This window comes from Neobacillus solisequens (genome assembly GCF_051233465.1).
Lineage (GTDB): Bacteria > Bacillota > Bacilli > Bacillales > Cytobacillaceae > Neobacillus.
The window spans coordinates 146,226-172,165 of record NZ_JBKFGJ010000019.1 but is presented as its reverse complement, the minus strand read 5'-3'; the positions used below and the strand labels follow the sequence as shown (position 1 = coordinate 172,165).

The following is a 25,940-nucleotide window of genomic DNA, read 5'->3' as shown; positions in this document are numbered from 1 at the left end:
TTTCCCATAGCGTCAAGCTAGTAAGATCCCTGAAAGATGATCAGGTTGATAGGTCAGAGGTGGAAGCGTGGTGACACGTGGAGCTGACTGATACTAATCGATCGAGGACTTAACCAAGTTATATGCGATTTGTTTTTACCAAGTTTCTTCTACATTATCTAGTTTTGAGAGAATGAAATTTTTAAAAATTTTCTCTTGCAAAATATAAAAAAGGCATTATAATAAAATAGTGTCGAATAAATGGTCTGGTAGCAATAGCGAGAAGGACACACCCGTTCCCATACCGAACACGGAAGTTAAGCTTCTCAGCGCCGATGGTAGTTGGGGCCTTGCCCCTGTGAGAGTAGGACGTTGCCAGGCTGTAAAAATATGGAGGATTAGCTCAGCTGGGAGAGCATCTGCCTTACAAGCAGAGGGTCGGCGGTTCGATCCCGTCATCCTCCACCATAAACGCCGGTTTAGCTCAATTGGTAGAGCAACTGACTTGTAATCAGTAGGTTGGGGGTTCAAGTCCTCTAGCCGGCACCACTTAAGAGCCATTAGCTCAGTTGGTAGAGCATCTGACTTTTAATCAGAGGGTCGAAGGTTCGAGTCCTTCATGGCTCACCAGTTAAATATGCGGGTGTGGCGGAATTGGCAGACGCACCAGACTTAGGATCTGGCGCCGCAAGGCGTGGGGGTTCGACTCCCTTCACCCGCACCATTTAATCTAATACGCGGAAGTAGTTCAGTGGTAGAACACCACCTTGCCAAGGTGGGGGTCGCGGGTTCGAATCCCGTCTTCCGCTCCAAAAGTGCCGGGGTGGCGGAACTGGCAGACGCACAGGACTTAAAATCCTGCGGTAGGTGACTACCGTACCGGTTCGATTCCGGTCCTCGGCACCACTTAAAATATGCGCCCGTAGCTCAATTGGATAGAGCGTTTGACTACGGATCAAAAGGTTATGGGTTCGACTCCTTTCGGGCGCGCCATATTTTACCGGGAAATAGCTCAGCTTGGTAGAGCACTTGGTTTGGGACCAAGGGGTCGCAGGTTCGAATCCTGTTTTCCCGACCATCGATATCCCGATATTTAATGGGGCCTTAGCTCAGCTGGGAGAGCGCCTGCTTTGCACGCAGGAGGTCAGCGGTTCGATCCCGCTAGGCTCCACCAAACTTTAATAACTTATTTGGCGGTGTAGCTCAGCTGGCTAGAGCGTACGGTTCATACCCGTAAGGTCGGGGGTTCGATCCCCTCCGCCGCTACCAAAATAAGGACCTTTAGCTCAGCTGGTTAGAGCAGACGGCTCATAACCGTCCGGTCGTAGGTTCGAGTCCTACAAGGTCCACCATAGGCTTGTTTTATACGGAGGAATACCCAAGTCCGGCTGAAGGGATCGGTCTTGAAAACCGACAGGCGGGTTAAACCGCGCGGGGGTTCGAATCCCTCTTCCTCCGCCATATTATCTCTTATAACTTTCTATTATCGCGGGGTGGAGCAGTCCGGTAGCTCGTCGGGCTCATAACCCGAAGGTCGCAGGTTCAAATCCTGCCCCCGCAATACGGTCTGGTAGTTCAGTTGGTTAGAATGCCTGCCTGTCACGCAGGAGGTCGCGGGTTCGAGTCCCGTCCAGACCGCCATTTAAAGATGGCTCAGTAGCTCAGTCGGTAGAGCAAAGGACTGAAAATCCTTGTGTCGGCGGTTCGATTCCGTCCTGAGCCACCTTTTCAATTTTAATTTTATCACGGCGGTTGTGGCGAAGTGGTTAACGCATCGGATTGTGGTTCCGACATTCGTGGGTTCGATTCCCATCAGCCGCCCCATTATAATGCGGGTGTAGTTTAGTGGTAAAACCACAGCCTTCCAAGCTGTTGTTGTGAGTTCGATTCTCATCACCCGCTCCATTATGGGCCTATAGCTCAGCTGGTTAGAGCGCACGCCTGATAAGCGTGAGGTCGATGGTTCGAGTCCATTTAGGCCCACCATATTTTATTCCGCAGTAGCTCAGTGGTAGAGCTATCGGCTGTTAACCGATCGGTCGTAGGTTCGAGTCCTACCTGCGGAGTCATATAGAGAAGTACCCAAGTGGCTCAAGGGGCTCCCCTGCTAAGGGAGTAGATCGGGTAACCGGTGCGAGGGTTCGAATCCCTTCTTCTCTGCCATTTGGCCCCTTGGTCAAGCGGTTAAGACACCGCCCTTTCACGGCGGTAACACGGGTTCGAATCCCGTAGGGGTCATACAAAAAGGCTGATGACAAATTGTCATCAGTTTTTTTGTCGTCTTAGATATTAGCACTTATTCAAAAACAGTATCTCAACTAAATAGTGAATCAAATCTACGATAAAGAAACTTACAGAGACCCCCCATCCTACCTCATTCTCCTGCTCTGAATCCAGTTGTTTGTAAAGAGGCCGATCGTTTTACTAGTTTACAAGCAATACTATCTTTATACCCTTGACATACACCGATTTAACAAACAATAAATATTATTATTAAAATAACTTAATGTTATATTGCCATAGCTATATTCAGTGAAATATTCCTCAACAAAACAATGAAATCGCTTACAGATTGGCGAAATCCCTTTCAAAAAATTATCTGATTTCAAAAATATAAAATAGCTTATTGAACCACTTTTTTTAAAAAATTTCAAAAAAACTACCTCTATTTTTGTCAAAGTCTGTTTGAATTTTAGTCGTATTCCGATGTTTTATGTCGTAAAATGTCTTAATTTCAAATCATCCCCCGCTTGTTGTCAGAAAAGATAAAAAAGTTTTACAAGGAATATTTGTTATTTGCACTTATAATTGGTTTTTGAAATACATATTTTCAATGAGGATGAGGAGAGCCATGACAGTGAATACTTTATTTCCTACTGATTTTCAGTTGCATTTGTTTCACGAGGGAAGCTTATTTCAAAGTCATCAGCTTTTTGGCGCTCATATCTTTAAGAATTCCAATGAGAACGAAGCTTATACTCGCTTTTGTGTTTGGGCTCCTAATGCTGATCAAGTACGGCTGGTAGGAGATTTTAATAGCTGGAATGGTAAAGGATATGAATTAAAAAAGGTAAATGATGAAGGTGTTTGGATACTTGTTGTTGATCGAGATATGGAAGGCTGTGTTTATAAATATGAAATCATTACACTCTCCGGGGAAATACTCCTAAAGGCTGATCCATTTGCATTCTATTCTGAGTTAAGGCCGCATACAGCCTCAGTTGTTTACTCCTTAGATCACTATGAATGGAAGGACCAGGAATGGCTAGATCGAAGGTTATATCGGAATGTCTTTACCGATCCTGCGATTATTTATGAGGTGCATGCGGGGTCCTGGCGTAAGAAGGAAAATGGTGATTTCCTTTCATATTATGAACTGGCTACAGAGCTAATACCATATGTGCTAGAGCATGGATTTACCCATATTGAGCTGATGCCGCTTGTGGAACATCCATTAGATGCCTCATGGGGCTATCAGGGGACAGGGTATTTTTCAACCACGTCTAGATATGGAACTCCTGATGAATTTCGCTATTTCGTAGAACAATGTCATTTAAATGGCATTGGGGTGATTCTCGACTGGGTGCCAGGACATTTTTGCAAGGATGCTCATGGTCTTTATCGGTTTGATGGAACTGATTTATTTTCCTATAGTAATCGAATCGAACGAGAGAATTTCATATGGGGAACAGCTAACTTTGATTTAGGAAAGGGTGAAGTACAGAGCTTCCTTATCTCGAATGCCCTTTACTGGATGGAATACTTCCATATTGACGGTTTTCGAATGGATGCGGTAGCGAATATTATTTATTGGCCTAATTCCATAGATCATAAGAGCAAAAATCCGTTTGGAATTGAATTTTTGAAAAAGCTGAATAAGGTTATACACGATTACAATCCACATTTTTTAATGATTGGTGAAGATTCAACTGATTACCCCAATGTTACAGCCCCGGTAGAATTTGGCGGGCTTGGTTTTGATTACAAATGGAATATGGGCTGGATGAACGACATGCTTGAATATATGGAAACTCCTCCTTTTTCTCGATCACATGTCCACTCAAAGGTTACTTTTTCACTTTTATATGCCTTTTCAGAAAACTTTATGCTCCCATTTTCACATGATGAAGTCGTACATGGGAAAAAATCACTACTTAATAAAATGCCGGGTGATTACTGGGAAAAGTTTGCTCAGCTCAGGTTGTTGCTAGGCTATATGTTTGCCCACCCCGGAAAAAAATTATTATTTATGGGATTTGAGTTTGGTCAGTTCGCCGAATGGAAGGATAAGGAACAACTGGATTGGAACCTGTTAGAATATGACATGCACAAAAAGATAAATGAGTATGTGAAATTCTTAACCAAGTTTTATAAACGTTCTAAAGCTCTTTATGAATTAGATCATTTGCAGGATGGCTTTGAATGGATTGATGTTGATAATCATGAACAGTCTATTTTTTCGTTTATACGGAAAGGGAAAAAACTAGAGGATTTTCTAATCGTTATTTGTAATTTCACAGGGGTTAGCTATCCAGAATATAAGATTGGCGTTCCAAGTCAAGGAGAGTATCGAGAAATTTTTAATAGCGATGCGGAAGAGTTTGGTGGATCTGGTTCAATTCATAAAAAAGTGTTGAAAACAGTGGATGAGCCCTTCCATGGAAGGCCATTTTCGCTTCAGTTAACAATTGCACCATTTGGTTTCCAAATACTAAGACCAGTTAAAAAACGAAAGGAGAGAAAAGGGAATGGAAAAGAAAAAGTGCGTAGCCATGCTTCTAGCGGGGGGGAAAGGAAGCAGACTGAATGATTTGACAAAAGACCTAGCTAAACCCGCGGTACCGTTTGGCGGGAAGTATAGAATCATAGATTTTACATTGAGTAATTGTGCCAATTCGGGCATTGATACTGTGGGGGTTTTAACTCAATATCAGCCATTATTATTGAATTCTTATATCGGCATTGGAAGTGCCTGGGATCTGGATCGAAAAGATGGCGGAGTAACGGTCCTGCCTCCTTACGCAGAATCGTCAGAGGTAAAGTGGTATACAGGAACGGCAAGCGCTGTATTTCAAAATCTGAACTATTTGAAGCAATATCAGCCTGAATATGTATTAATTCTTTCGGGTGATCATATTTACAAGATGAATTATGAAAGTATGCTGGAATATCATATCGAAAAAGGAGCGGATGCAACCATCTCCTTAATCGAGGTTCCATGGGCAGAAGCAAGCAGGTTTGGCATCATGAATACCGATGAAGAAATGAGAATTGTAGAATTCGAGGAAAAGCCTATTCAGCCTAAAAATAACCTGGCCTCAATGGGGATTTATATTTTTAGCTGGAATATACTGAAGGAATATTTGGAAGTGGATGCAAAAAATCCGGATTCAAGCCATGATTTTGGCAAGGATATCATCCCTTTCTTGCTGGAAGATCAGCGCAAATTGTTTGCTTATCCGTTTAAAGGATATTGGAAAGATGTTGGAACGGTAAAAAGTCTGTGGGAAGCCAATATGGACTTATTAAGGGAAGATTGTGAACTGGATTTATTTGACCACAGCTGGAAAATTTACTCGGTTAATCCAAATCGTCCGCCACAATATATTTCATCAGATGCGATTGTCAAGGAATCACTGATTAATGAGGGTTGTACGATAGAAGGGGATATCTATCATTCCGTCCTTTTTCAAGGGGTTGAAGTGGAAAAAGGAACGAAGATAATCGAGTCTGTAATTATGCCGGACGCTGTGGTGGGAAAAAATTGTTTTATTGAAAAGGCCATCGTTCCATGTGATGTAGAAATTCCAGATGGTACAGTCATCCGCTCCTTCGATGATGAAATTATTTTGGTAACTAAGGAAATGATTGAAAGACTTTATCCTGCGTATTGAAAGATGTACTCGAATATCGATTAGGGTATTTCTATAAGAAGCATTAGAGAAACTGGAGGGGACGTTGTTTGAAAAGAGAGCTTTTGGGTATTATTGATGCTACCAGCTATCATGAGGATTTGGAGGATCTTCTGACACATCGGTCACTGGCTGCCCTGCCTTTTGGAGGCAGATACCGAGTTATTGATTTCGTTTTATCTAATATGGTGAACTCGGGAATTCGCAGTGTGGCTATTTTTCCAAAAATGCAATATCGTTCCCTAATGGACCACCTTGGTTCAGGAAAGAATTGGGACTTGAATCGAAAAAGAGATGGACTCTTCTTTTTCCCTTCTCCGGTTGTAGAAAGTTTTGGGGGACGAATTGGTTCGTTTGAGCTGTTTGCAGCGAACTTGGATTATTTTTATCGGAGCACTCAGGAATATGCCCTCATCTCAAATTGTTATACTGTTTTTAACACTACCTATAAGCCGATTCTTGATTGGCATATACAATCAGGCTGTGACATTACGAAAATCCATCACCAGGATGGAAAATCATTAGAAATGTACTTAATCAAAACCTCGTTATTAATAAAATTGATTGAAACAAGACATGAAACAGGCTATACCTGTATGCAAGATGTAACTAGTGATATTAACAATGATTACGCAATCTGTTCCTATGAATATGACGGTTATGCCGTGATGATAGATTCGATTGAAAAATATTTTTCTACCAGTATGAATTTGTTAAACATGAATGTTTGGAAGGAATTATTTGTAAAAAACCAGCCGATCCTAACAAAAGTGAAAGATGAGCCTCCAACAAAGTATATTCAGGGCTCCATCGTCAAGAATTCTATGATCGCTAATGGGTGTGTGATCGGGGGCGAGGTGGAAAACAGTATTGTTTCCCGGGGTGTAAAAATTGGCAAAGGCTCAATTATTAAGAACTGCATCATCATGCAGAAGTGCCAAATTGAAGAAAATTGCTATTTAGATTCAGTTATTTTGGATAAAGATGTGAAAGTCGAAGCAGGAACCCACCTAACCGGAACTGCCCATTCACCATTTGTTATTCGAAAAGGGACGAAGCAAGGAGCGTTGATGAATTCGTGAAAGTATTATTTGCTGTTTCGGAATGTGGCCCATTTGCAAAATCAGGAGGACTGGCAGATGTTGCCGGTTCTCTTCCAAAGGAGTTAAAAAGCCTGGGGACAGATGTCAGAGTCATTCTCCCTAAGTATGGAACGATTTCAGAAGAATTTAAAAATAACATGAAGAAAGTGAAAGAGTTTTTCGTGTCCGTGGGGTGGCGAAACCAATATTGTGGGATTGAGGAACTGACCCACTTAGGCATTACTTATTATTTTGTCGATAATGAGTACTATTTTAGACGGGAAGGCTTGTACGGTTATTTTGACGATGGTGAAAGATTTGCCTTTTTTAACAGAGCGGTTCTTGAGGCTTTGACTGAGTTGGACTTTATCCCAGATGTCCTTCATTGTCATGATTGGCATACGGCCATGATTCCTTATCTTCTGCGCAGGGAATACTATAGACGCAAGGAATACAGCCAGATCAAGACGGTATTTACGATTCATAATCTCCAGTTCCAGGGGATTTTTCCAAAAGAGGCATTAAAGGATTTATTGGGGCTTGATGAGGGAGCCTTCCACCCAGCACATTTAGAGTTCTTTGGGAATATCAATTTTATGAAAGGGGCACTTGTGGCTGCTGATGAAATTACCACGGTAAGCCCCACGTACAAAAATGAAATCCAAACTCCGGAATATGGTGAAAAGCTGGATGGATTATTAAGACATCGTAATCAAGATCTTGCTGGGATCTTGAATGGAATAGATGAGGATTTTTATAATCCTGCTGATGATCCGATGATCTATCAAACATATACAGCCCGAAATCCAATTAAAAAATCGGTTAATAAAAAAGAGATCCAAAAACTATTTGGTTTAAAACAGAGTGCCACAACTCCGTTAATGGTGATGATCTCTCGGTTGACGAGACAAAAAGGGCTTGATTTAATCAAGTGTGTTCTCCGTGAAATCTTACAGGAGGACATTCAAGTCATTATTTTAGGCACCGGTGATTTTGAGTACGAGGAATATTTACGTCAGGCCTCAAGAATTTACCCTGAAAAAATTAAAGTCAAAACAGGGTTTGATGAGGCCCTTGCCCATAAGTTATATGCTGCCGCTGATTTATTTTTGATGCCATCGCTGTTTGAACCGTGTGGACTAGGTCAGTTAATTGCCATGAAGTATGGTGCCATACCTATTGTAAGAGAGACTGGCGGCTTAAATGACACCGTAAAGTCTTGGAATGAATTCACAAAAGAGGGGAATGGATTTTCCTTCCACCATTTTAATGCACATGACATGCTTTATACCATCAAAAGAGCCTTAAGCTTTTATCATGATAAGAAAGTATGGAAAAGTATTGTAAAACAAGCAATGGAGATGGATTATAGCTGGGCCCAATCGGCTTTTCGATATAACCAGCTTTATGCAGAACTGGTTGCAAGGAGTGAAACCCATGTTTTCTAATAAAGAAAAGTTTAAGGAAGTATTTTTAAATAGGCTTGAGATGTTATGTGGAAAAAGCTTTGCCGAAAGTACTTCTAGGGACCATTACCAAACATTAGGATCTATGATCAGAGAATATGTCAGTAATGACTGGATTACGACAAATGAACGGTATATGGCCACGAAAGGGAAGCAGGTTTATTATCTTTCTATTGAATATTTATTGGGTAAGCTTTTGCGGCAAAATTTACTGAATCTTGGAATCGAAGAGATTATTCAAGATGGTCTCGAGGACCTTGGGATTGATTTGAGTGAACTGGAAGAACTTGAACCTGATGCAGGGTTGGGCAATGGCGGCTTAGGCAGACTGGCCGCCTGCTTTTTGGACTCACTAGCTTCGTTAAATCTCCCAGGCCATGGTCATGGCATCCGCTATAAACATGGGTTGTTTGAGCAAAAAATTGTTGATGGCTATCAGGTGGAGTTACCGGAGCAATGGTTGCGCAGCGGGAATGTATGGGAGGTTCGTAAGGCTGATTTAGCCGTCAGTATCCCGTTCTGGGGCAAAGTGGAGGCGAGGGAAGAAAACGGCAGACTGGTCTTTCATCACCTTCATGCTGAAACAGTGACGGCAGTCCCGTATGATATGCCGGTGGTCGGGTTTCATTCCGATACGGTGAACACCTTGAGGTTATGGAGCGCGGAACCGGCGCAATTTCCTATTTTTAAGGATATATTAAATTACAAGCGCCGAACTGAGGCAATCTCTGAATTTCTTTATCCAGATGATACGCATGACGAAGGGAAAATTTTGCGATTAAAACAGCAATATTTTTTGGTGTCTGCCAGTGTACAATCGATTCTGCGTTCGTATCGAAAGCAGCATGGCAGTCTTCTTCACCTGCATGAGCATATTTGCATTCATATTAATGATACACATCCCGTTTTGGTGATACCTGAACTCATGAGAATTTTAATAGATGATGAAGGCTTAGATTGGGATCAGGCTTGGCATATCACGAAAAACACAATTGCTTATACGAACCATACTACCTTGTCAGAAGCGCTGGAAAAATGGCCGGTTTATATTTTTCAGCCGTTGCTGCCAAGAATTTATATGATTGTCGAAGAAATTAATGAACGATTTTGCCATGATTTATGGGAGGAAACTCCAGGAGATTGGGATCGAATCGCAAGTCTTGCCATCATAGCTGATCACTTTGTTAAAATGGCTCATTTGGCGATTGTGGGGAGTTTTAGTGTCAATGGAGTGGCCAGGCTTCATACTGAAATTCTGAAAGAGAGAGAAATGAAGCCATTCTTCTTGTTATACCCTGAAAAATTCAATAATAAAACCAATGGAATTGCCCACCGCCGATGGCTGTTAAAAGCAAATCCAAAATTGTCAGAGCTGATCACTGATAAAATTGGACCTTCTTGGACAAGTAGGCCACATGAGCTGATCGACTTGTTGAAGTATGAAAATGATAACTCAGTATTGCAGCAGCTTAAAAATATTAAGCAGGAAAATAAACAGAAGCTTGCCGATTTTATTTATCAGCAAATGGGCGTTCCAGTCGATACATCAGCCATTTTTGATATCCAAGTGAAACGGCTTCATGCATATAAAAGGCAGCTGCTTAATGTGTTACATATCATGTACCTTTATAACCAAATCAAAGATGATCCCAATTTTCAAATGGTGCCAAGGGTATTTATTTTTGGAGCAAAAGCTTCACCAGGGTATTATTATGCCAAGAAGATTATCAAGTTAATTAATGCTGTTGCAGATAAAGTTAATCATGACCCTAGAGTAGGAGATCGTCTAAAGGTGATCTTTCTGGAAAATTATCGTGTTTCATTGGCGGAAAAAATCTTTCCTGCCGCCGATATCAGTGAGCAAATTTCTACTTCAAGTAAAGAAGCTTCAGGTACAGGTAATATGAAATTCATGATAAATGGTGCATTAACGTTAGGGACTCTAGATGGGGCTAATGTGGAAATCCATGAGTTGGTCGGGGATGACAATATTTTTATCTTCGGCTTAACGGCGGAAGAAGTGCTGCACTATTACCGCAAAGGTGGTTACGATTCCATTGAATACTATCATCACGATCAGCGGATCCGTCAGGTAGTCGATCAACTGGTAAACGGCTTCTTTGATGGTGTCCATAATGAATTTGAACCAATATTTGACTCCCTGCTAGAGGAAAATGATCAATACTTTGTATTAAAGGATTTTGCCTCCTATGTTGATTCACACCGAAAAGTAGGAGAGGCTTTTACAGATGTTCAACGCTGGCAAAAAATGAGCCTCAATAATATTGCTCATGCCGGTTATTTTTCCAGTGACCGTACTATAAAAGAATATGCCAGGGATATTTGGGGAATTCAGCCGCTTTGGTAATAAATAAAGCTTCTGCATACGTGGCAGAAGCTTTTTTAATCTATAGAAAATGTCCGACAAAAATTCCGATTGCAAGTAAAAATCCAAAGATCGTATTGGTTTGGGCCGTCGCCTTCATGGCAGGGGCCATTTGGATTGGGACAGTTCCTCTTTTAAAACCGCTGATGGCTTTCAGTGGTTTTGGAACACTTACTAGTACAATAGCCGTCCAAACCGGAACAATGTGACTAATGATTAAGCCGATTACCCATAAAAAGGAAAAAATGAACATACCCGCCAATAAATAAATGGCTTTTTGTTTCCCTAATAGAATCGCCAGAGTTTTCCGACCAAATTCTTTATCACCTTCAAGATCGCGAATGTTATTGGAAAGTAAAATAGCGCCAACCAGTATAAAACTCGGAATAGAGACCAAAATACTAGTTTGATCAACCACTCCAGTTTGAATATAGAATGAAATTAAAATAATCATCATTCCCATAAAGAAACCTGCTAGAAGTTCTCCAAATGGGGTGTATGCGATTGGAATCGGTCCACCCGTATAAAAATATCCTACGGCCATACAGACCAAGCCAACAATAGCCAACCACCAACTGCTATTTGCACAAATATATACGCCAAGAAGTAAGGCAAATCCATAGAGACTTAAAGCAAGATTCATGACCGTTTTAGGCTTAATGCCATCCCGAACAATCGAGCCTCCTATTCCCACGGAATGTTCTGTATCGAGACCACGCTTGAAATCGTAGTATTCATTAAACATATTGGTCGCGGCTTGAATCAATAGACTTGCGAGTAACATGGCTAAAAATAACCCAACGCTAATCGATCCCTGTTTAAGGGCAAGTGCTGTACCGAGCAGTACCGGTACAAATGCTGCCGTTAATGTGTGAGGACGGGTCATTTGCCACCAAACTTGAAAACCACTGTTTGATTTTACGACTTGCTTTGATCCGTGCTGTGTATTTGGCTGCATTTCGTTCTCCTCCCTAATATTTTAAAAATTTTATATTTTTATGTTGAATTGTGAAGTTTTTTTGAATGTTACCCACACTTTAGTGTAGGCAAACAGGTCAGGAGTGTCAAATATATTTTATTATCAGAACTAGAAGATAATCCCTGCAGGTTAAGATGTATCGTTTCCTGAGAAAATGTTAGGAACTGAAAAAGCCAATTCTTCAATTTTTGACATATAATAAGGTAAGAACATGTAAATGAAGTGACAAGGATTATTGACTAATTTACAATGGGAGTAGTATCTTTAAATAGGCTTTAAAATGAACGGATAGCAGTCATTCGGCTGTTTTGGAGGGATTTGTTTGGTTACCATTCAAGAAACAGATATAAAAGAAAAAGGTCTCTTGGCTGTTAATCGTGCGAAAGAAATGGGCCGTCCCATTTTATTTAGTGAGGTACATAAGGTTGAGACGATCAACCCTTTATCATTTTTTCATGCAGGTTTAAAAGAATATCAAGGGGAACGTTTTTTCTGGAAGGATCCGAAGGACGAGGTTGTTTTGGTTGGACTAGGAAAAGCAAAACAAATTCAATTGGACCAGGATACAGACCGCTTTTTTCATGTAGAACAAGAATGGCAGAATGTCTTGGATGATGGGATTGTTATCAACCCATTTGAAGAACCTGGAATTGGTCCTCTTTTGTTTGGTGGGTTTTCATTTGACCCCTGTAAGGCAAAAACAGCGCTTTGGTCCAAGTTTGCCGATGCGTTATTCTATCTTCCTAAATATTTATTAAGCGTTATCAATGGTCAAGCCTATTTAACAACTAATGTTATTTGCACGCAACAAGACGATTATTCTTTATTTTTACAAACACATAATGAACGGAATCATTTATTTGATCTTCTAGTGAAAAATGATAATTCGCTACCTGTGAACGTTATAGATACGAAAGAAATATCATCGGAACAATGGAAATCTACAGTAGATGAAATAGCGAAGGAATTAAGGGAAGAGGAAGGGCCATTAAAAAAGGTGGTCCTCGCTAGAGAACTGCGCTTGATGTTTAATGATAAAGTCAAAACAGAGCAGGTTTTAAACCATTTATATGAGCAACAGCCGGAAAGCTTTATTTTTGCATTGGAATCCGATGGTGATTGCTTCCTTGGGGCTTCCCCGGAAAGACTTGTTAAAAAACAGGGCAGTGAGATTTTCTCCACTTGTCTGGCCGGTTCTATTTCCCGCGGCAAAACGGAGGAAGAAGACCAACACTTAGGTGAAACCCTCCTACATGATCAAAAGAATTTAATTGAGCATCAATATGTGGTCGACATGATTAAAAAAGCATTGATCGAATCCTGCGATCAATTGATTATGCCTGAAAAACCACAGCTTATGAAAAATAGGGACATCCAGCATTTATATACACCGGTCCTTGGAAAATGCAGCAAGGATGCTTCTTTATTGATATTAGTTGAAAAATTGCATCCAACCCCTGCACTTGGAGGACTTCCGAAACGCGAGGCTGTTGAAAAGATAAGAGAGATTGAAGAGCTTGACCGCGGTTTTTATGCAGGACCACTAGGTTGGATGGATTATCAGGGAAATGGAGAATTTGCTGTATCGATCCGCTCTGGGCTGATTCAAGGTAATGAAGCTTCACTGTTTGCCGGATGCGGTGTTGTAGCTGATTCCGATTCTGCAAGTGAATATTTAGAGACGGGGTTAAAATTTAGACCGATGCTCCGTGCTCTTGGAGGAAATGAATCATGAGTCATCAAGAATCTTTAACCACCTATTTAGCGGCATTTGTAGCAGAACTTTATCATTCTGGGGTAACGGATGTAGTTGTTAGTCCAGGTTCAAGGTCTACACCCATGGCATTGGTCATGGCCGAACATCCCGAATTAAAGCTACATATTCACGTGGATGAGCGCTCTGCATCTTTTTTTGCATTAGGAATTGCCAAAGCAACCAACCGCCCTGTTGCCATTCTATGTACATCTGGCACCGCGGCAGCCAATTATTTCCCGGCCATTGTGGAAGCAAGGTATTCACGGGTACCTTTATTGGTATTAACTGCTGACCGTCCTCATGAATTAAGAGAAATTGGTGCACCACAAGCGATCGATCAAATCCATTTATATGGACAACATGTCAAGTGGTTCGCGGAAATGGCGCTGCCTGAAAACAGCGAGGGAATATTGCGCTATGCAAGGACTGTTTGTGCCCGAGCTGCGGCAATTGCTGCTCAGGCACCTGCAGGACCGGTTCATCTTAATTTTCCTTTCCGTGAGCCGTTGATTCCGAAGGTTGGTGAGAATCTTTTTCAGTTAGCAGAGCGTCCGAAAGGCTTTGTAAAAGTACATAATGGCCATCTCACGTTAGAGGATGAATGGTTTCAAGATATCGCTGAAAAATTAAAAAACAAGCCAAAAGGAATGATTGTCTGTGGCCATATTGCCGATGATCGTTTTACCGAAGCGGTAACAAAGCTTGCAAAAATCATAAAATACCCTATTCTTGCAGATCCATTGTCTCAGCTTAGAAGCGGGAAACATGAATTAACTGAGATAATCGATGGTTACGATACATTCCTTAGGAATGAAGATGTAAAAGAGTTATTAAAACCAGATGTCATCCTTCGTTTTGGTGCGATGCCGATTTCGAAAGCGCTCACTATTTTTATAAAAGAAAATCAGCATGCTGAACAATTTGTCGTTGATGGCGGAGGCGGATGGCGTGATCCAGCTTTGCTGTCAACAGAGATGATCTTTGCGGATGAAACGGTATTCTGTGAAAAGCTGATAAACTATACGCAATCAAGAAATGATTGCCAGTATTTACAAGACTGGAAAAAGGTCAATGAACTGACGAAAGAACAGATTGATTCATTTAGAGATGTTACTGAAATGAGTGAAGCGAAGCTGTTTTATCAGTTGTCTGATTTGTTGCCGGACGGGGCTACATTATTTGTAGGGAATAGCATGCCGATTCGTGACCTGGACAGCTTTTTCCTCAATAACCAAAAATCAATTACAATCATGGCTAATCGTGGTGCCAATGGAATTGACGGTACGATTTCTACGGCGATGGGAGCCGCGTTATATTCAAAATCTGTGTATCTAGTTCTTGGGGATTTAACTTTTTTCCATGACTTAACTGGGATGCTTTTGGCGAAGCAGCATCAAATTGATATCCATATTATTTTAATTAATAATAACGGTGGCGGTATCTTTTCCTTCCTTCCGCAATCGGAGCATCCTAAACATTTCGAACTTCTTTTCGGTACTCCGCTCGACCTTGAGTTTGGACATGCGGTACAAATGTTTAACGGAAAATATGTGAATATTACGGATTGGGATCAGTTCCAAAAAGAAATGAATAAATCAATAGATTTATCCGGCTTACATGTGTATGAAGTGAAAACAAATCGCTCCGAAAATCTGAAAGAACACCGCGAATTTTGGCAAAGTGTTTCCCAGGAAATAACGAATTTTGTCAAAGGTGAACATGAATGAAAATAAGCTGTTACGAACTCCAATACCATTTGGAGGTTTGCGGTGAGGGCTTTCCTTTGTTGGTATTGCATGGGTTTACCGGAGATTCGTCCACTTGGATGCCGTTTTGCAACAATTGGGGTGGGCATTCTACACTTTTGATACCAGATCTTGTGGGACATGGACGAACTGAATCCCCAAAAGATCTGATCCGCTATCGAATAGAATCGGCAGCTCGTGATCTAAAAGATATGCTGGAACAGATGAAGATTCAACAAATTGATGTTCTGGGCTATTCCATGGGAGGAAGGCTGGCGCTTACCTTTGCGATTCTTTATCCAGGGATGGTTCGAAAATTAATACTTGAGAGTGCGTCGCCCGGTCTTCGGACGGAGGAAGAAAGGGAACAGCGTCGTATGAAAGATGGAGAACTTGCTGAATTTATTACTCAACAAGGTATACCTGCTTTCGTGGATTATTGGGAGGTCATTCCTTTGTTTGAATCCATGAAGCACCTTCCCTTCAACGTGAAAGAAAAAATTAGAAATCAACGTTTAAGAAATTCACCGATTGGACTAGCCAACAGTTTACGTGGAATGGGAACCGGGTCTCAGCCCTCTTGGTGGGAGCAATTATCTGTTCTTTCTTGTGAGGTGTTACTAGTAACCGGTGAGAAAGATGAAAAGTTTTGCCGGATTGCAGAAAGCATGTTATCTTTGCTGAATAATGCCCATTGGAGTAGAGTTGAAGAGGTAGGCCATGCAATTCATGTGGAGAATAAAGAAAAGTTTGGTACAATAGTAAGTGACTTTTTGTCACCTAAACCAATCAATAAAAAATAAGGGGGTTTTTATTTTGGCGGTTGAATGGGTTCCAGGACGCAAGTATGAAGAAATTTTATATGAAACTTATAATGGAATAGCGAAAATTACCATTAACAGACCACATGTACATAATGCTTTTACACCCAAGACAGTTTCGGAATTAATTGATGCTTTTGCATATGCTAGAGATGATTCAAATGTTGGGGTAATTGTGTTAACTGGTGCTGGTGATCGGGCATTCTGTTCCGGAGGTGACCAATCTGTACGTGGACATGGCGGCTATGTGGGTGAAGATCAAATTCCTCGTTTAAATGTACTTGATCTTCAACGCTTAATTCGTGTGATTCCAAAACCGGTTGTAGCGATGGTAAAAGGGTATGCAATTGGCGGCGGCCATGTACTGCATGTCGTATGTGACCTAACAATTGCTGCTGATAATGCTATTTTCGGACAAACTGGTCCTAAAGTGGGCAGTTTTGATGCCGGATATGGTTCAGGCTACCTGGCTCGTATTATCGGCCATAAAAAAGCGCGTGAAATCTGGTATTTATGCCGTCAATACAACGCACAAGAGGCACTTGATATGGGCTTAGTCAACACCGTTGTTCCACTAGAACAAGTGGAAGAAGAAACGATTAAATGGTGTGAAGAAATGTTGGAAAAAAGTCCGACAGCCCTTCGCTTCTTAAAGGCTGCTATGAATGCAGATACTGACGGGTTAGCTGGTCTTCAACAGTTTGCAGGTGATGCTACGTTGCTTTACTATACAACAGATGAAGCAAAAGAAGGCCGTGACGCTTTTAAAGAAAAGCGTAAGCCAGATTTCGGTCAATTTCCTCGTTTTCCTTGATGATCAACTCGAACTAGCAGCTTGATGGTTTCCATCAGGCTGTTTTTTATCTAGCTGCGGATTATAAAGAGGTGGAAAAGATGCAATCGAATGTTATGCCAAATTTTTTAAAAAAGCGGGCTTTCTTAACACCAGACAGAATAGCTGTTTATTTTGAAAATCAGACACTTACCTTCAAAGAACTGTATAGATCCTCTGCAAAAACAGCTGGGCAATTACAAGGGCTTGGAATTCAAAAGGATCAATTTGTTGGGATATTGTTGAAAAATCAGCTTGATACAGTCATTATTTTATTGGCTTTGCAATTATTGGGAGTAAGAGCAGTTATTTTAAATAACCGTTTAACACCATCAGAATTAGCCTGGCAGCTAGAGGATTCAAAGGCGTCTTCCGTTATAGTGGATGATTCTTTTTCCGAGTTGCTTGCATTCTTCCAAGGACAGCAACCTACTTTATCGGGAATGACGGTAAACCAGGTGTTCAGTAGTAATCCGGAAGAGGCTGATATTCTAGAGGAAGTCACCCTTGCCGAAATCTGTACGATCATGTATACATCAGGAACAACGGGTTATCCCAAGGGTGTAATACAGACATATGGCAACCACTGGTGGAGTGCGGTTGGATCCGCATTAAATTTGGGGTTATCGGAACATGATAGCTGGTTGTGCTCTGTACCGATATTCCATATAAGCGGCTATTCCATCTTAATGAAGAGTATCATTTATGGAATGCCAATGGTATTACATAAGAAATTTGATGCAAAAAAAGCTTTAGCAGATATTAAGGAAAAGCGGATCACCATTATGTCTGTAGTTGGCACAATGTTAACTGAAATGGTTGAACTATTAGGAAAAGAACAGCAGCTACCTGAATATTTCCGCTGTTTTTTACTAGGTGGGGGGCCAGCTCCACTGCCATTACTGCAAGCATGTGTTGAAAAGGGGGCTCCTGTTTTTCAAACTTACGGAATGACTGAAACCTCCTCGCAAATTGTTACATTATCACCTGAATACAGTATGGTTAAGCTCGGTTCGGCAGGAAAGCCGTTATTTCCATCAGAAATAAAGATTGAAGTGGAAAGGGGCAGAGTTGCTGCTCCTGGACAGGCTGGTGAAATTGTTGTGAGGGGTCCAAATGTAACGTCAGGCTATTTATTCCGTTCAGACGTAACAATGGAGAAAATCCGTGATGGTTGGCTGTATACCGGAGATATCGGCTATATGGATGACGAAGGATTTTTATATGTTCTCGACCGCCGTTCGGACTTGATTATTTCAGGCGGGGAAAACATTTATCCTGCAGAGGTTGAAGGGATCATATTGTCTCATCCGGGCGTGTCAGAAGCAGGGGTCATTGGGATTGAAGATGATAAATGGGGTCAAGTGCCCGTGGCAGTGGCGGTACGACGAGATGACCAATTGTCAGAAGAAGAGCTAAGGGAATTTTGCCAAGAACGGCTGGCTAAATATAAAGTACCAAAAGCTGTTTATTTTGTGGAAAAATTGCCAAGAAATGCTTCGAAAAAATTACTTCGTCGTGAGCTTCGCGAATGGCTGAATGAAGGAAGGTTTCACCATGAACATAGCGAAAATTGAGCTCTCGGTAATTGAAATACCATTAAAATCACCGTTTGTAACCCATCTTGGTATTGTAAAAAATCGAGAAGGGATTATCGTGAAAATCACGGATCAGGATGGTCATGTCGGTCTTGGGGAAGGTGTAGCATTTTCAACTCCTTGGTATACAGAAGAAACGGTAAAAACAAGTATGCATATGTTAGAGGATGTATTGATTCCATTGTTGCTGGAAAATCCAGTTCAACATCCGGAACAAGTATCGTCTCTGTTTCAATCGGTTCGGCGTAACCAGATGGCGAAAGCGGGAGTGGAAATGGCTCTGTGGGATTTGTTTGCTAAACAGCAGCAGATGTCGCTGTCTAAGTTGCTGGGAGGAACACGAGAAAAAATAGCTTCGGGTGTTGTAGTGGCAACTGACTCCTTAACGAATGCACGAAGGCAAATTGACAACTATCTGGCTGAGGGATACCAGCGCATTAAGTTGAAGATCAGCCCGGGGCAGGATTATACTTTTTTAGCGGAAATCCGCAAGCATTATCCAGATTTGCCTATCATAGCTGATGCCAATTCTTCCTATAGTTTAGGTGATTTGGACAGGCTGAAGGCTCTTGATGAATTCCATTTGCTGATGATCGAACAGCCTCTGGCTCATGATGATCTCATCGACCATGCAATTTTGCAAAAAGAAATCAAGACGCCGATTTGTTTGGATGAGAGTATTGTGAGTTTTGAAGATGCACGAAAAGCGATTGAAATGGGGAGCTGCGGTGTAATTAATATTAAGGCGGGACGAGTGGGCGGTCTTTTAGAAGCAAAACGGATTCATGACTATTGCCTGGAAAGAGAGATCCCGGTTTGGTGCGGAGGCATGATTGAATTTGGCGTTTCCCGTGCCCATAATATTGCTTTGGCCTCACTGGAAGGCTTCACAATTCCTGGCGATATCTCTGCTTCCAGCCGGTTTTGGGAAGAAGATATCATTGCGCCGGAAGTAACGGTTGAAAATGGCTACATAGCAGTTCCAGATAAGCCTGGAATTGGCTACACTCTGAATGAAAAAAGACTGCAGCAATGCTTATTAGGGAAAAAGGAATTTAGGTTTTAGAGGGAAGTAGTGCAGGTTTATCATCCTCGAAAAATGAGTTTAATTTTAGGAAAAAGTCTTATTTCAATTTTAATGAAAAAAGAACCGGACAAAGTTCTGTCTGGTTCTTCACTTCTCCTTATAAATCACCCGGTTCAAACGTCTTACAGTCGGTTTCTTTATTTGTATCAGCTTGTTTTCCCGTATGGCTGACCACGTAAATACTTTCCGCACTGCATTTGTTTCCATTTGCCCAAAAAGTACAGTTATTTACTTCACATAAAACATCCTGTGCCATTTCCTCTCACCCCTTAGAAAATAGTGAATACAGTTATATCGTCTGTTAAAATGGACGACTAAATCCCAGTAATCAAAAGGGATGACAGGTGTTTTTATGGACTAACTGGCAAATTATTTATTTAAAGCCGTTTGAAGACTCTTTAGATTATTTTTCATTAAAGAAAAATACGTTTCTTTATTTTTAATATTTTTTTCAGTAAGAATAGCTAAATTATGAATCGGCAGTGCTCTTGCACCGATTTCCTTTTGAACAATTTTTCCGAGTTTAGACTGAACATTTTGTTCAAACAGCATATAGTGCAAACCTTCATGATCGGCTACGGAAATAATTTTTTCTAGTTCCTTTTGTGTAGGTTCATTGGTTGTAGACAAACCTGAAACACTAATTTGCTCAAGACCATAACGATTTTCCCAATACCCAAATGCTGCATGTGTGACAATGATCTTTTTATGTTTAGCTGAAGATATGGTTGTGGCAAATTGGTTATTCAACTCATCTAATTCCCCGGCAAGTTTTTGATAATTTTCTTCGAACAGTTTCTTTTGTTCAGGCATTTTTTTCACTAATTGATCGCGAATCACCCCGGCCATTTCCTTACAATAAACAGGGTCGAGCCATACATGTGGATTGACGTCGCCGTGATGGTCTTCATCAGAATCCTCATGGGCTTCCTCATGCGTATTTTTTGGAAGCTTAAGCTGATCAGCTGTAGCGACCATTTTGACATTTTCATTTTTTAATGTATCCTTCGCTTTTTCAACAAATCCCTCTAATCCTAACCCAATATAGAAAAATAAGTCTGAATCTGCTAGACTCATCATATCCTTTTGAGTGGGTTCAAAGGTGTGTTCGTCTGCACCGGGAGGATAGAGCGTTTTAACCTCTACATATTTACCACCGATTCGCTCGGTAAAATATTGCAATGGAAATACGGTAGTATAAACACTTAATTTATTTTTCTTTTTTTGCGATGTTTCGTTACCATTGGAACAGGCCGATAAAACAAGGCTTAGTGGTAACAAAAGTGAAAGAAAAAGAATCAGTTTTTTCATAACGATAACTCCTTTGTAATCCAAATCGTATCAATTACGATTTATTGAGGAAAAAAATATAATACGGAACAATTACGATTTACTTTTGTATCTTACAAGAAAAAAACAATGAATGCAAGCAAAAATAATTTGTATTCATTCCCTGATGTTTTGTATTCTTATAAGTGTACAGAGAAAGGGGTATCGATATGAGTGAAATTTTAAACGACATACTCGATTTTAATAAAAAGTTTGTTGGAGACCATGAATATGAGAAATATGAAACAACCAAATTTCCTAATAAAAAGATGGTCATTCTTACTTGTATGGATACAAGGCTACTTGAGCTGCTGCCGAAAGCCTTAAATTTGGGAAATGGTGATGCAAAGCTTATTAAGAATGCAGGGGCTATTGTTTCGCATCCATTTGGAAGTATTATGCGTAGCATTTTAATTGCCATTTATCAATTGCAGGCCAAAGAGGTTATGGTTATTGCCCACCATGATTGCGGTATGAGCGGACTGAAGCCTGAACCAGTTATTGCTAGCATGAAAGAGCGAGGAATTACAGACGAAAAGCTTAACACCTTAACTTATTCAGGTATTGACATACAACAATGGCTGCATGGTTTTGATTCTGTGACAGATAGTGTTAAAAGTAGTGTAGAAATGATCAAGAATCATCCATTAATGCCGGAAGGGGTCCTCGTTCATGGTCTGGTTATTGATCCAAAGACAGGAAAACTAGACCTTGTGGTAGACGGCACGCTTAATTAATGTTTTTTGTGATTGTTCCATTTTTCTGGGACAGGGTCGACCCCGCCCGGATGAAACGGATGGCATTTTAAAATTCTTTTTATGGCAAGATAACCGCCCTTAATAGCTCCAAACCGCTGCACTGCCTCTAATCCATAATGGGAACAGGTAGGATAAAATCGGCAGGATGGCGGCTTTAGTGGGGAAATAACTATTTGGTAAAAACGAATGAGGGAAATAAAGAATTTTTTTAACATAATCCATTCTCCTAATTGAATGATTACCATTAAGATACCATACAAACGAATATACGTCTAAAATGGTAAATATTTTAATGTAGATGAAAAAACTCGGAATTTATAGTATGATAGTGAGTAGATTGATTAAGGAGTGATTTTAATGCCTTCAGTTGAAAGCTTTGATTTAGATCATAATGCCGTAAAGGCTCCATATGTGCGCCATTGTGGTGTTCATAAAGTAGGGAGTGACGGTGTCATAAATAAATATGATATTCGTTTTTGTCAGCCAAATAAAGAAGCAATGAAACCAGATGCCATCCATACTCTTGAGCATTTGCTTGCCTTTAATATCCGTAAGCATGTTGAAAAGTATAATCATTTCGATATCATTGATATTTCACCAATGGGTTGCCAAACAGGTTACTATCTTGTGGTCAGCGGTGAGCCAACAGTTGAAGAAATCATTGACCTTCTTGAGACGACAATGAAAGAAGCTGTTGAGATTACCGAAATTCCGGCAGCAAATGAGAGACAATGCGGCCAAGCGAAGCTCCATGATCTTGATGGTGCCAAGCGTTTAATGAACTATTGGATGAAGCATACTAAAGAAGAATTAAAGCAGGTATTTGCTTAATAAAAAAACTCGCCAAATGTGATTACGGCGAGTTTTTTTCTTGCTCTTCCTTTTCAAGATGAGGATTATTTTCGATCGGGTCAACTGTATGCTTATAGGAATAGGCCCTTGAGGTAGTAATAACTGCTAGCAAAAGAACGACAATAACAATTATAACGGCTACTACTAATACGGTAATCAAGAATATCTCCCCCTTTTTTTTATTTTAACATTTTTACGATTCTGTTGGCATAAAAAAAGGAAACTGAACACTCAGCTCCCTTTCCCTATTATGTAAGCTTCAATGTATGTTTCTTGGATAATAAGTATGGGTGCGCTGCTGGCCATATTGCTCCTGGGCAAATTTCCCCTTCAATGTCTCAATCAAATAAAGTCCCATTAAATCGTATAATTCTTGTTTATCCATGTCATGAATGAGTGCTAACAAATCCTCATGTGACATTTCTTCTAGGAAGGCAAACGCCAGCATATCAATATCTTCCTCATCACCGGTTAACTTGTTCCGATACATTTCATATAATTCATCCACTAATTTCACGAAAAACACCTCCCCTTTACGTTAATTTTTTCCTTTTTTTAAGATTCCATTCTTCATTATTGAATTCTGAAAAATCTGTCATTTTTGAGTTTGTTATTTTATTATACAATATCTCATAATAAAAAATGAATCGAAATTTGCCATCGAATAAATTTTTTCTTTTTGTGGATTAATAAAGGTAAAAGGGGATGACACAAATGGATGAGCAGAAAAAAACATATTACATAGATGTTGGAACAGGTGAAATCTCGAGAAGCGCCACGGCTTCCAGTTGGGGCTATAAAATTGAGGCAACAGATGAAGAGATCACACAGCTTCGTGAATTGTTTGATCAAAACTATTCAACAGAGTGGAAAAACTTTTTTAGAGCCCATGTTCCATATGTTCAGTACCATTATGATCGGGAAAACGATCAATATGATAGCACTATTCAAAAAATTTATGGAATGCTTCACCAGTTAGGTGATCAGGAAGCAAGGAATCATATTGAAAGTATGAATATCTTACCTCAGTAAAAAAAGTTGGAAAATCCAATCTTTGTGGGTTTTCCTTTTTTGCGTTTATAATAAAGGAAAAAAGTATGGGCGGGGAGTGGCATGAAACAATTTTTTGACGACAGAGGAAATTTGGTAGAATTATCTTTCGATGCCCATTCATTCCCTGAGGAACCTAAGCATGTTCTTGTAATTAGTCAATGGGACGAAGATTGGGTATTGACCAACCATAAAGAAAGAGGCCTGGAATTTCCTGGGGGAAAAAGAGAACAGGGTGAGTCTTTGGAAGAAGCGGCTCGACGAGAGGCGTTTGAGGAGACAGGTGCAGTTTTTGACACACTAACCTATATCGCAGATTATCGAGTAATGGACGAAAACGGTTCTTTTGTTAAGGCTGTTTTTTGGGGAAAGGTAACAGAATTAAAGAAAACTGACGGTTACTATGAAACCAATGGGCCCGTTATCATCAAAGGGGATTTGCTCCAACTTCGATTTGGAGCCGAATATAGTTTTATAATGAAGGATCAAGTCGTGGAAGAATGTATCAAGTATATCCAACTTTTAATAAATTGTTAAAATATTTATAGGTCCAAAACCGGTCTTTTATTGAAAAGTCCGGTTTTTTTATTGGCTGTGTTAAAGGACCCTGTTGATTTTATACCCTGTTGATTGGAGCGGAAATCAACAGACCAGTTTAATAGAGCCTTTTTATTAACAAAAATCAAAGTAAGATTCACAAAATAGAAACAAATTGTTGTATTTTCTAATTGACAATGATTATCAATATAAATACAATAAAGAATGTACTAAGGTAAATGAAAATCATTTTCAATTAAGTGAACGCCAAAATGGGGGATCTACGTGAGGAAAAATTTTATACTTACTGTCTCAATCCTCGTTTTCATTTTTGGATTTGGGTTAAATATTCCTTCCGTAACAGCTTCTGGAAATTCTCGTGAAGATATAAAGAAGGCAGAGGTTTCAATTGATCAAGCTATTGATTTTGCCTCTCATGGAAATCTTCCTGAAGCGGAAAAGGCATATAACCAATTCAATAAAACATGGAGACAGATTGAAGAAGGAATTAAAGCACATTCAGCAACTGCTTATCGTGATATTGAATCCAATATGGGAAAAGTAGTTTATGCTTTTACCCTTAAAAAGCAGGATCAAGTCGTAGGATCCTTACAAGACTTAAAGGCTGTAAATGAGAAATTTGCAAGTGGAGGTTATCCCAAAGAGGCTGGTTTTAAGCAAGAGGACCTCTCTTTAGATGATTTTATCCTCATCCTTCAAGCAACAAAAAAAGAAATTGGTGAAAAGAATCAAACAGAAGCATTGGAACAGATTAAGAAGGCTAGTAATAGTTGGCTAAGTGTTGAAGGTGCTGTCGTTGCCCAATCAGCATCTGTTTATAGTGATTCTGAGAGGGATTTGGTAAGTATTCAAGCCATGTTGGCGGCAAATCCGCCAAATTATGCACAGGCCACAAAAACAATAGATAACATGATTCATTATTTAACCCCTTTAGCTGGTAAATCTCAATATACCTATTGGGATGCTGCCATGATCCTAATACGAGAGGGATTGGAAGCCCTTCTGGTCGTCATTGCATTAATGTCATTTGTAAAAAAATCAGCAGATTCAAAAGGAAAAGGCTGGATATGGACAGGTGTGTTAGCAGGCCTCGGAGTGAGTGTCATTCTTGCCATCATCGTTAAGTTTGTCATTTCCTCCGGTGCCTTTGGAAATAATAATTTGCTTATTGGCGGCTGGACAGGAGTTTTCGCAGCGGTGATGTTATTGTATATGAGCTACTGGCTTCATAGCCAATCCAATATCGCCGACTGGAATCGATATATCCGTGAAAAAAGTCAAAAAGCATTAACCACCGGCAAACTTGTTTCATTAGGTGTTTTAGCCTTTCTAGCGGTATTTCGTGAGGGAACAGAAACTGTTCTGTTTTATATCGGAATGGCTAGTCAAATCAAACTTCAGTCCTTATTGCTAGGGTTTGTTATTGGTGCAGCCATTTTGGGTGTCCTAGCCTATTTGATGATATTTGTTGGATTAAAATTGCCGCTCCGGCCATTCTTTATGGTTTCTAGTGTCATCGTTTTTTACCTTTGTATTAAATTTACCGGAATGGGCATCCACAGCCTGCAATTGGCTGGCTTGATTCAAACGACGAATGCACCGATCCCAAGTATCGAATTTTTCGCTCTTTACTCTTCTTGGGAAAGCGCCATTCCACAATTTGTACTGGTTGTGGCAGCCATTTTCATTATTTTGTTCAGGAAACTAAAAGTCAAAAGGCTTGTAACAGCTAATAATAACTAAAAAAGAA

The 25,940-nt window shown here is 40.3% G+C and carries 22 protein-coding genes, 21 tRNA genes and 2 rRNA genes; 39 read left to right on the top strand and 6 right to left on the bottom strand.

The features are described 5' to 3' along the window. The 28 genes from ACI3K6_RS18600 to ACI3K6_RS18465 form a co-directional block, all read left to right on the top strand. Positions 1–117, top strand: a 23S ribosomal RNA gene (locus ACI3K6_RS18600); the annotation flags it as partial. 127 nt (positions 118–244) lie between these two features. Further along, positions 245–360, top strand: a 5S ribosomal RNA gene (gene rrf / locus ACI3K6_RS18595). Positions 361–371: 11 nt separating this feature from the next. After that, a tRNA-Val gene (locus tag ACI3K6_RS18590) sits at positions 372–447 on the top strand. A gap of 5 nt (positions 448–452) precedes the next feature. Beyond that, positions 453–528 (top strand) — tRNA-Thr (locus tag ACI3K6_RS18585). Positions 529–533: 5 nt separating this feature from the next. Further along, a tRNA-Lys gene (locus ACI3K6_RS18580) sits at positions 534–609 on the top strand. A 9-nt stretch (positions 610–618) separates the two neighbouring features. Beyond that, a tRNA-Leu gene (locus tag ACI3K6_RS18575) sits at positions 619–703 on the top strand. A gap of 13 nt (positions 704–716) precedes the next feature. After that, positions 717–791 (top strand) — tRNA-Gly (locus ACI3K6_RS18570). Between the two features lie 5 nt (positions 792–796). After that, a tRNA-Leu gene (locus ACI3K6_RS18565) sits at positions 797–885 on the top strand. Between the two features lie 10 nt (positions 886–895). Continuing rightward, positions 896–972 (top strand) — tRNA-Arg (locus ACI3K6_RS18560). An 8-nt stretch (positions 973–980) separates the two neighbouring features. Then, positions 981–1,057, top strand: a tRNA-Pro gene (locus ACI3K6_RS18555). Between the two features lie 20 nt (positions 1,058–1,077). After that, positions 1,078–1,153: transfer RNA gene (locus ACI3K6_RS18550), tRNA-Ala, on the top strand. Between the two features lie 18 nt (positions 1,154–1,171). Further along, positions 1,172–1,248 (top strand) — tRNA-Met (locus ACI3K6_RS18545). A 6-nt stretch (positions 1,249–1,254) separates the two neighbouring features. Next, positions 1,255–1,331, top strand: a tRNA-Ile gene (locus ACI3K6_RS18540). Between the two features lie 16 nt (positions 1,332–1,347). Further along, positions 1,348–1,440, top strand: a tRNA-Ser gene (locus ACI3K6_RS18535). Positions 1,441–1,466: 26 nt separating this feature from the next. Further along, positions 1,467–1,540: transfer RNA gene (locus tag ACI3K6_RS18530), tRNA-Met, on the top strand. A 3-nt stretch (positions 1,541–1,543) separates the two neighbouring features. Beyond that, positions 1,544–1,620 (top strand) — tRNA-Asp (locus ACI3K6_RS18525). A gap of 9 nt (positions 1,621–1,629) precedes the next feature. Beyond that, positions 1,630–1,702 (top strand) — tRNA-Phe (locus tag ACI3K6_RS18520). A gap of 25 nt (positions 1,703–1,727) precedes the next feature. Then, positions 1,728–1,803, top strand: a tRNA-His gene (locus ACI3K6_RS18515). 7 nt (positions 1,804–1,810) lie between these two features. Then, positions 1,811–1,884, top strand: a tRNA-Gly gene (locus ACI3K6_RS18510). A 4-nt stretch (positions 1,885–1,888) separates the two neighbouring features. Beyond that, positions 1,889–1,965 (top strand) — tRNA-Ile (locus ACI3K6_RS18505). Positions 1,966–1,973: 8 nt separating this feature from the next. Next, positions 1,974–2,045, top strand: a tRNA-Asn gene (locus ACI3K6_RS18500). Between the two features lie 6 nt (positions 2,046–2,051). Next, positions 2,052–2,142 (top strand) — tRNA-Ser (locus tag ACI3K6_RS18495). A 3-nt stretch (positions 2,143–2,145) separates the two neighbouring features. Beyond that, positions 2,146–2,217 (top strand) — tRNA-Glu (locus tag ACI3K6_RS18490). A gap of 613 nt (positions 2,218–2,830) precedes the next feature. Next, complete coding sequence (glgB, locus tag ACI3K6_RS18485) at positions 2,831–4,789, top strand: 1,4-alpha-glucan branching protein GlgB (RefSeq protein ID WP_435555983.1); 1,959 nt, start codon at positions 2,831–2,833, stop codon at positions 4,787–4,789. Further along, positions 4,728–5,873 carry a glucose-1-phosphate adenylyltransferase gene (locus ACI3K6_RS18480; RefSeq protein ID WP_335474320.1) on the top strand — a complete coding sequence of 382 codons (1,146 nt, stop codon included), beginning with the start codon at positions 4,728–4,730 and terminating at the stop codon, positions 5,871–5,873. Before glgB ends, ACI3K6_RS18480 begins: the two co-directional genes overlap by 62 nt. Positions 5,874–5,941: 68 nt before the next feature. Next, a complete protein-coding gene (locus ACI3K6_RS18475) occupies positions 5,942–6,973 on the top strand; it encodes a GlgC family sugar phosphate nucleotidyltransferase (protein ID WP_335474322.1) in 1,032 nt (343 codons plus the stop codon). Further along, positions 6,970–8,421, top strand: a complete 1,452-nt coding sequence (glgA, locus tag ACI3K6_RS18470; RefSeq protein ID WP_435555982.1) for a glycogen synthase GlgA — start codon at positions 6,970–6,972, stop codon at positions 8,419–8,421. Before ACI3K6_RS18475 ends, glgA begins: the two co-directional genes overlap by 4 nt. Beyond that, the gene (locus tag ACI3K6_RS18465; protein WP_435555981.1) at positions 8,411–10,807 is read left to right on the top strand and encodes a glycogen/starch/alpha-glucan phosphorylase; all 2,397 of its coding nucleotides are present in this window, start codon (positions 8,411–8,413) and stop codon (positions 10,805–10,807) included. The genes glgA and ACI3K6_RS18465 overlap by 11 nt, the downstream gene beginning before the upstream one ends. A 40-nt stretch (positions 10,808–10,847) precedes the next feature. Here the strand turns inward: ACI3K6_RS18465 and ACI3K6_RS18460 are convergent, their stop codons facing one another. Further along, positions 10,848–11,783 (bottom strand): 1,4-dihydroxy-2-naphthoate polyprenyltransferase, encoded by a 936-nt coding sequence (locus ACI3K6_RS18460; protein WP_435555980.1) that lies wholly within the window; start codon positions 11,781–11,783, stop codon positions 10,848–10,850. Between the two features lie 343 nt (positions 11,784–12,126). On the opposite strand from ACI3K6_RS18460, the gene ACI3K6_RS18455 reads away from it, so the two are divergent. The 6 genes from ACI3K6_RS18455 to menC all read left to right on the top strand — a co-directional run bounded on the left by ACI3K6_RS18455 (position 12,127) and on the right by menC (position 19,622). Next, positions 12,127–13,539 carry an isochorismate synthase gene (locus ACI3K6_RS18455; RefSeq protein ID WP_435555979.1) on the top strand — a complete coding sequence of 471 codons (1,413 nt, stop codon included), beginning with the start codon at positions 12,127–12,129 and terminating at the stop codon, positions 13,537–13,539. Beyond that, positions 13,536–15,287, top strand: a complete 1,752-nt coding sequence (menD, locus tag ACI3K6_RS18450; RefSeq protein WP_435555978.1) for a 2-succinyl-5-enolpyruvyl-6-hydroxy-3-cyclohexene-1-carboxylic-acid synthase — start codon at positions 13,536–13,538, stop codon at positions 15,285–15,287. The genes ACI3K6_RS18455 and menD overlap by 4 nt, the downstream gene beginning before the upstream one ends. After that, on the top strand, positions 15,284–16,108 hold the full coding sequence (menH, locus tag ACI3K6_RS18445) for a 2-succinyl-6-hydroxy-2,4-cyclohexadiene-1-carboxylate synthase (RefSeq protein ID WP_435555977.1): 825 nt from the start codon (positions 15,284–15,286) through the stop codon (positions 16,106–16,108). The genes menD and menH overlap by 4 nt, the downstream gene beginning before the upstream one ends. Before the next feature lie 13 nt (positions 16,109–16,121). Beyond that, positions 16,122–16,940 (top strand): 1,4-dihydroxy-2-naphthoyl-CoA synthase, encoded by an 819-nt coding sequence (menB, locus tag ACI3K6_RS18440; RefSeq protein ID WP_335474335.1) that lies wholly within the window; start codon positions 16,122–16,124, stop codon positions 16,938–16,940. 80 nt (positions 16,941–17,020) lie between these two features. Then, a complete protein-coding gene (locus ACI3K6_RS18435; RefSeq protein ID WP_435555976.1) occupies positions 17,021–18,535 on the top strand; it encodes an o-succinylbenzoate--CoA ligase in 1,515 nt (504 codons plus the stop codon). Further along, on the top strand, positions 18,516–19,622 hold the full coding sequence (gene menC / locus ACI3K6_RS18430) for an o-succinylbenzoate synthase (protein WP_435555975.1): 1,107 nt from the start codon (positions 18,516–18,518) through the stop codon (positions 19,620–19,622). The genes ACI3K6_RS18435 and menC overlap by 20 nt, the downstream gene beginning before the upstream one ends. A 118-nt stretch (positions 19,623–19,740) precedes the next feature. On the opposite strand, the gene ACI3K6_RS18425 is transcribed toward menC, so the two are convergent. Next, positions 19,741–19,899: a DUF1540 domain-containing protein gene (locus ACI3K6_RS18425; RefSeq protein WP_335474341.1), complete on the bottom strand. Its 159-nt coding sequence runs from the start codon at positions 19,897–19,899 to the stop codon at positions 19,741–19,743. Positions 19,900–20,012: 113 nt separating this feature from the next. Beyond that, positions 20,013–20,954 carry a metal ABC transporter solute-binding protein, Zn/Mn family gene (locus ACI3K6_RS18420; RefSeq protein WP_435555974.1) on the bottom strand — a complete coding sequence of 314 codons (942 nt, stop codon included), beginning with the start codon at positions 20,952–20,954 and terminating at the stop codon, positions 20,013–20,015. A gap of 188 nt (positions 20,955–21,142) precedes the next feature. Here ACI3K6_RS18420 and ACI3K6_RS18415 point away from each other — a divergent pair, with 188 nt between their 5' ends. Beyond that, complete coding sequence (locus ACI3K6_RS18415) at positions 21,143–21,709, top strand: beta-class carbonic anhydrase (RefSeq protein ID WP_435555973.1); 567 nt, start codon at positions 21,143–21,145, stop codon at positions 21,707–21,709. On the opposite strand, the gene yidD is transcribed toward ACI3K6_RS18415, so the two are convergent. Next, the gene (yidD, locus tag ACI3K6_RS18410; RefSeq protein WP_335474346.1) at positions 21,706–21,945 is read right to left on the bottom strand and encodes a membrane protein insertion efficiency factor YidD; all 240 of its coding nucleotides are present in this window, start codon (positions 21,943–21,945) and stop codon (positions 21,706–21,708) included. The genes ACI3K6_RS18415 and yidD overlap by 4 nt on opposite strands. A gap of 142 nt (positions 21,946–22,087) precedes the next feature. Between yidD and ACI3K6_RS18405 the strand changes: the two genes are divergently transcribed. Further along, positions 22,088–22,561 carry an S-ribosylhomocysteine lyase gene (locus ACI3K6_RS18405; RefSeq protein WP_435555972.1) on the top strand — a complete coding sequence of 158 codons (474 nt, stop codon included), beginning with the start codon at positions 22,088–22,090 and terminating at the stop codon, positions 22,559–22,561. A gap of 22 nt (positions 22,562–22,583) precedes the next feature. Here the strand turns inward: ACI3K6_RS18405 and ytzI are convergent, their stop codons facing one another. Together ytzI and ACI3K6_RS18395 are read right to left on the bottom strand one after the other, a co-directional pair. Further along, on the bottom strand, positions 22,584–22,742 hold the full coding sequence (gene ytzI / locus ACI3K6_RS18400; protein WP_335474351.1) for a YtzI protein: 159 nt from the start codon (positions 22,740–22,742) through the stop codon (positions 22,584–22,586). A 99-nt stretch (positions 22,743–22,841) separates the two neighbouring features. Then, complete coding sequence (locus ACI3K6_RS18395; protein ID WP_335474353.1) at positions 22,842–23,099, bottom strand: DUF6154 family protein; 258 nt, start codon at positions 23,097–23,099, stop codon at positions 22,842–22,844. A gap of 197 nt (positions 23,100–23,296) precedes the next feature. Here ACI3K6_RS18395 and ACI3K6_RS18390 point away from each other — a divergent pair, with 197 nt between their 5' ends. From ACI3K6_RS18390 to ACI3K6_RS18380, 3 genes are all read left to right on the top strand, one after another. After that, the gene (locus tag ACI3K6_RS18390) at positions 23,297–23,614 is read left to right on the top strand and encodes a hydrolase (protein ID WP_435555971.1); all 318 of its coding nucleotides are present in this window, start codon (positions 23,297–23,299) and stop codon (positions 23,612–23,614) included. Positions 23,615–23,695: 81 nt separating this feature from the next. Then, on the top strand, positions 23,696–24,169 hold the full coding sequence (gene ytkD, locus ACI3K6_RS18385; RefSeq protein ID WP_435555970.1) for an RNA deprotection pyrophosphohydrolase: 474 nt from the start codon (positions 23,696–23,698) through the stop codon (positions 24,167–24,169). Positions 24,170–24,454: 285 nt separating this feature from the next. Beyond that, positions 24,455–25,933, top strand: a complete 1,479-nt coding sequence (locus ACI3K6_RS18380; protein WP_435555969.1) for an FTR1 family iron permease — start codon at positions 24,455–24,457, stop codon at positions 25,931–25,933. The last annotated feature ends 7 nt before the right edge of the window (positions 25,934–25,940 follow it).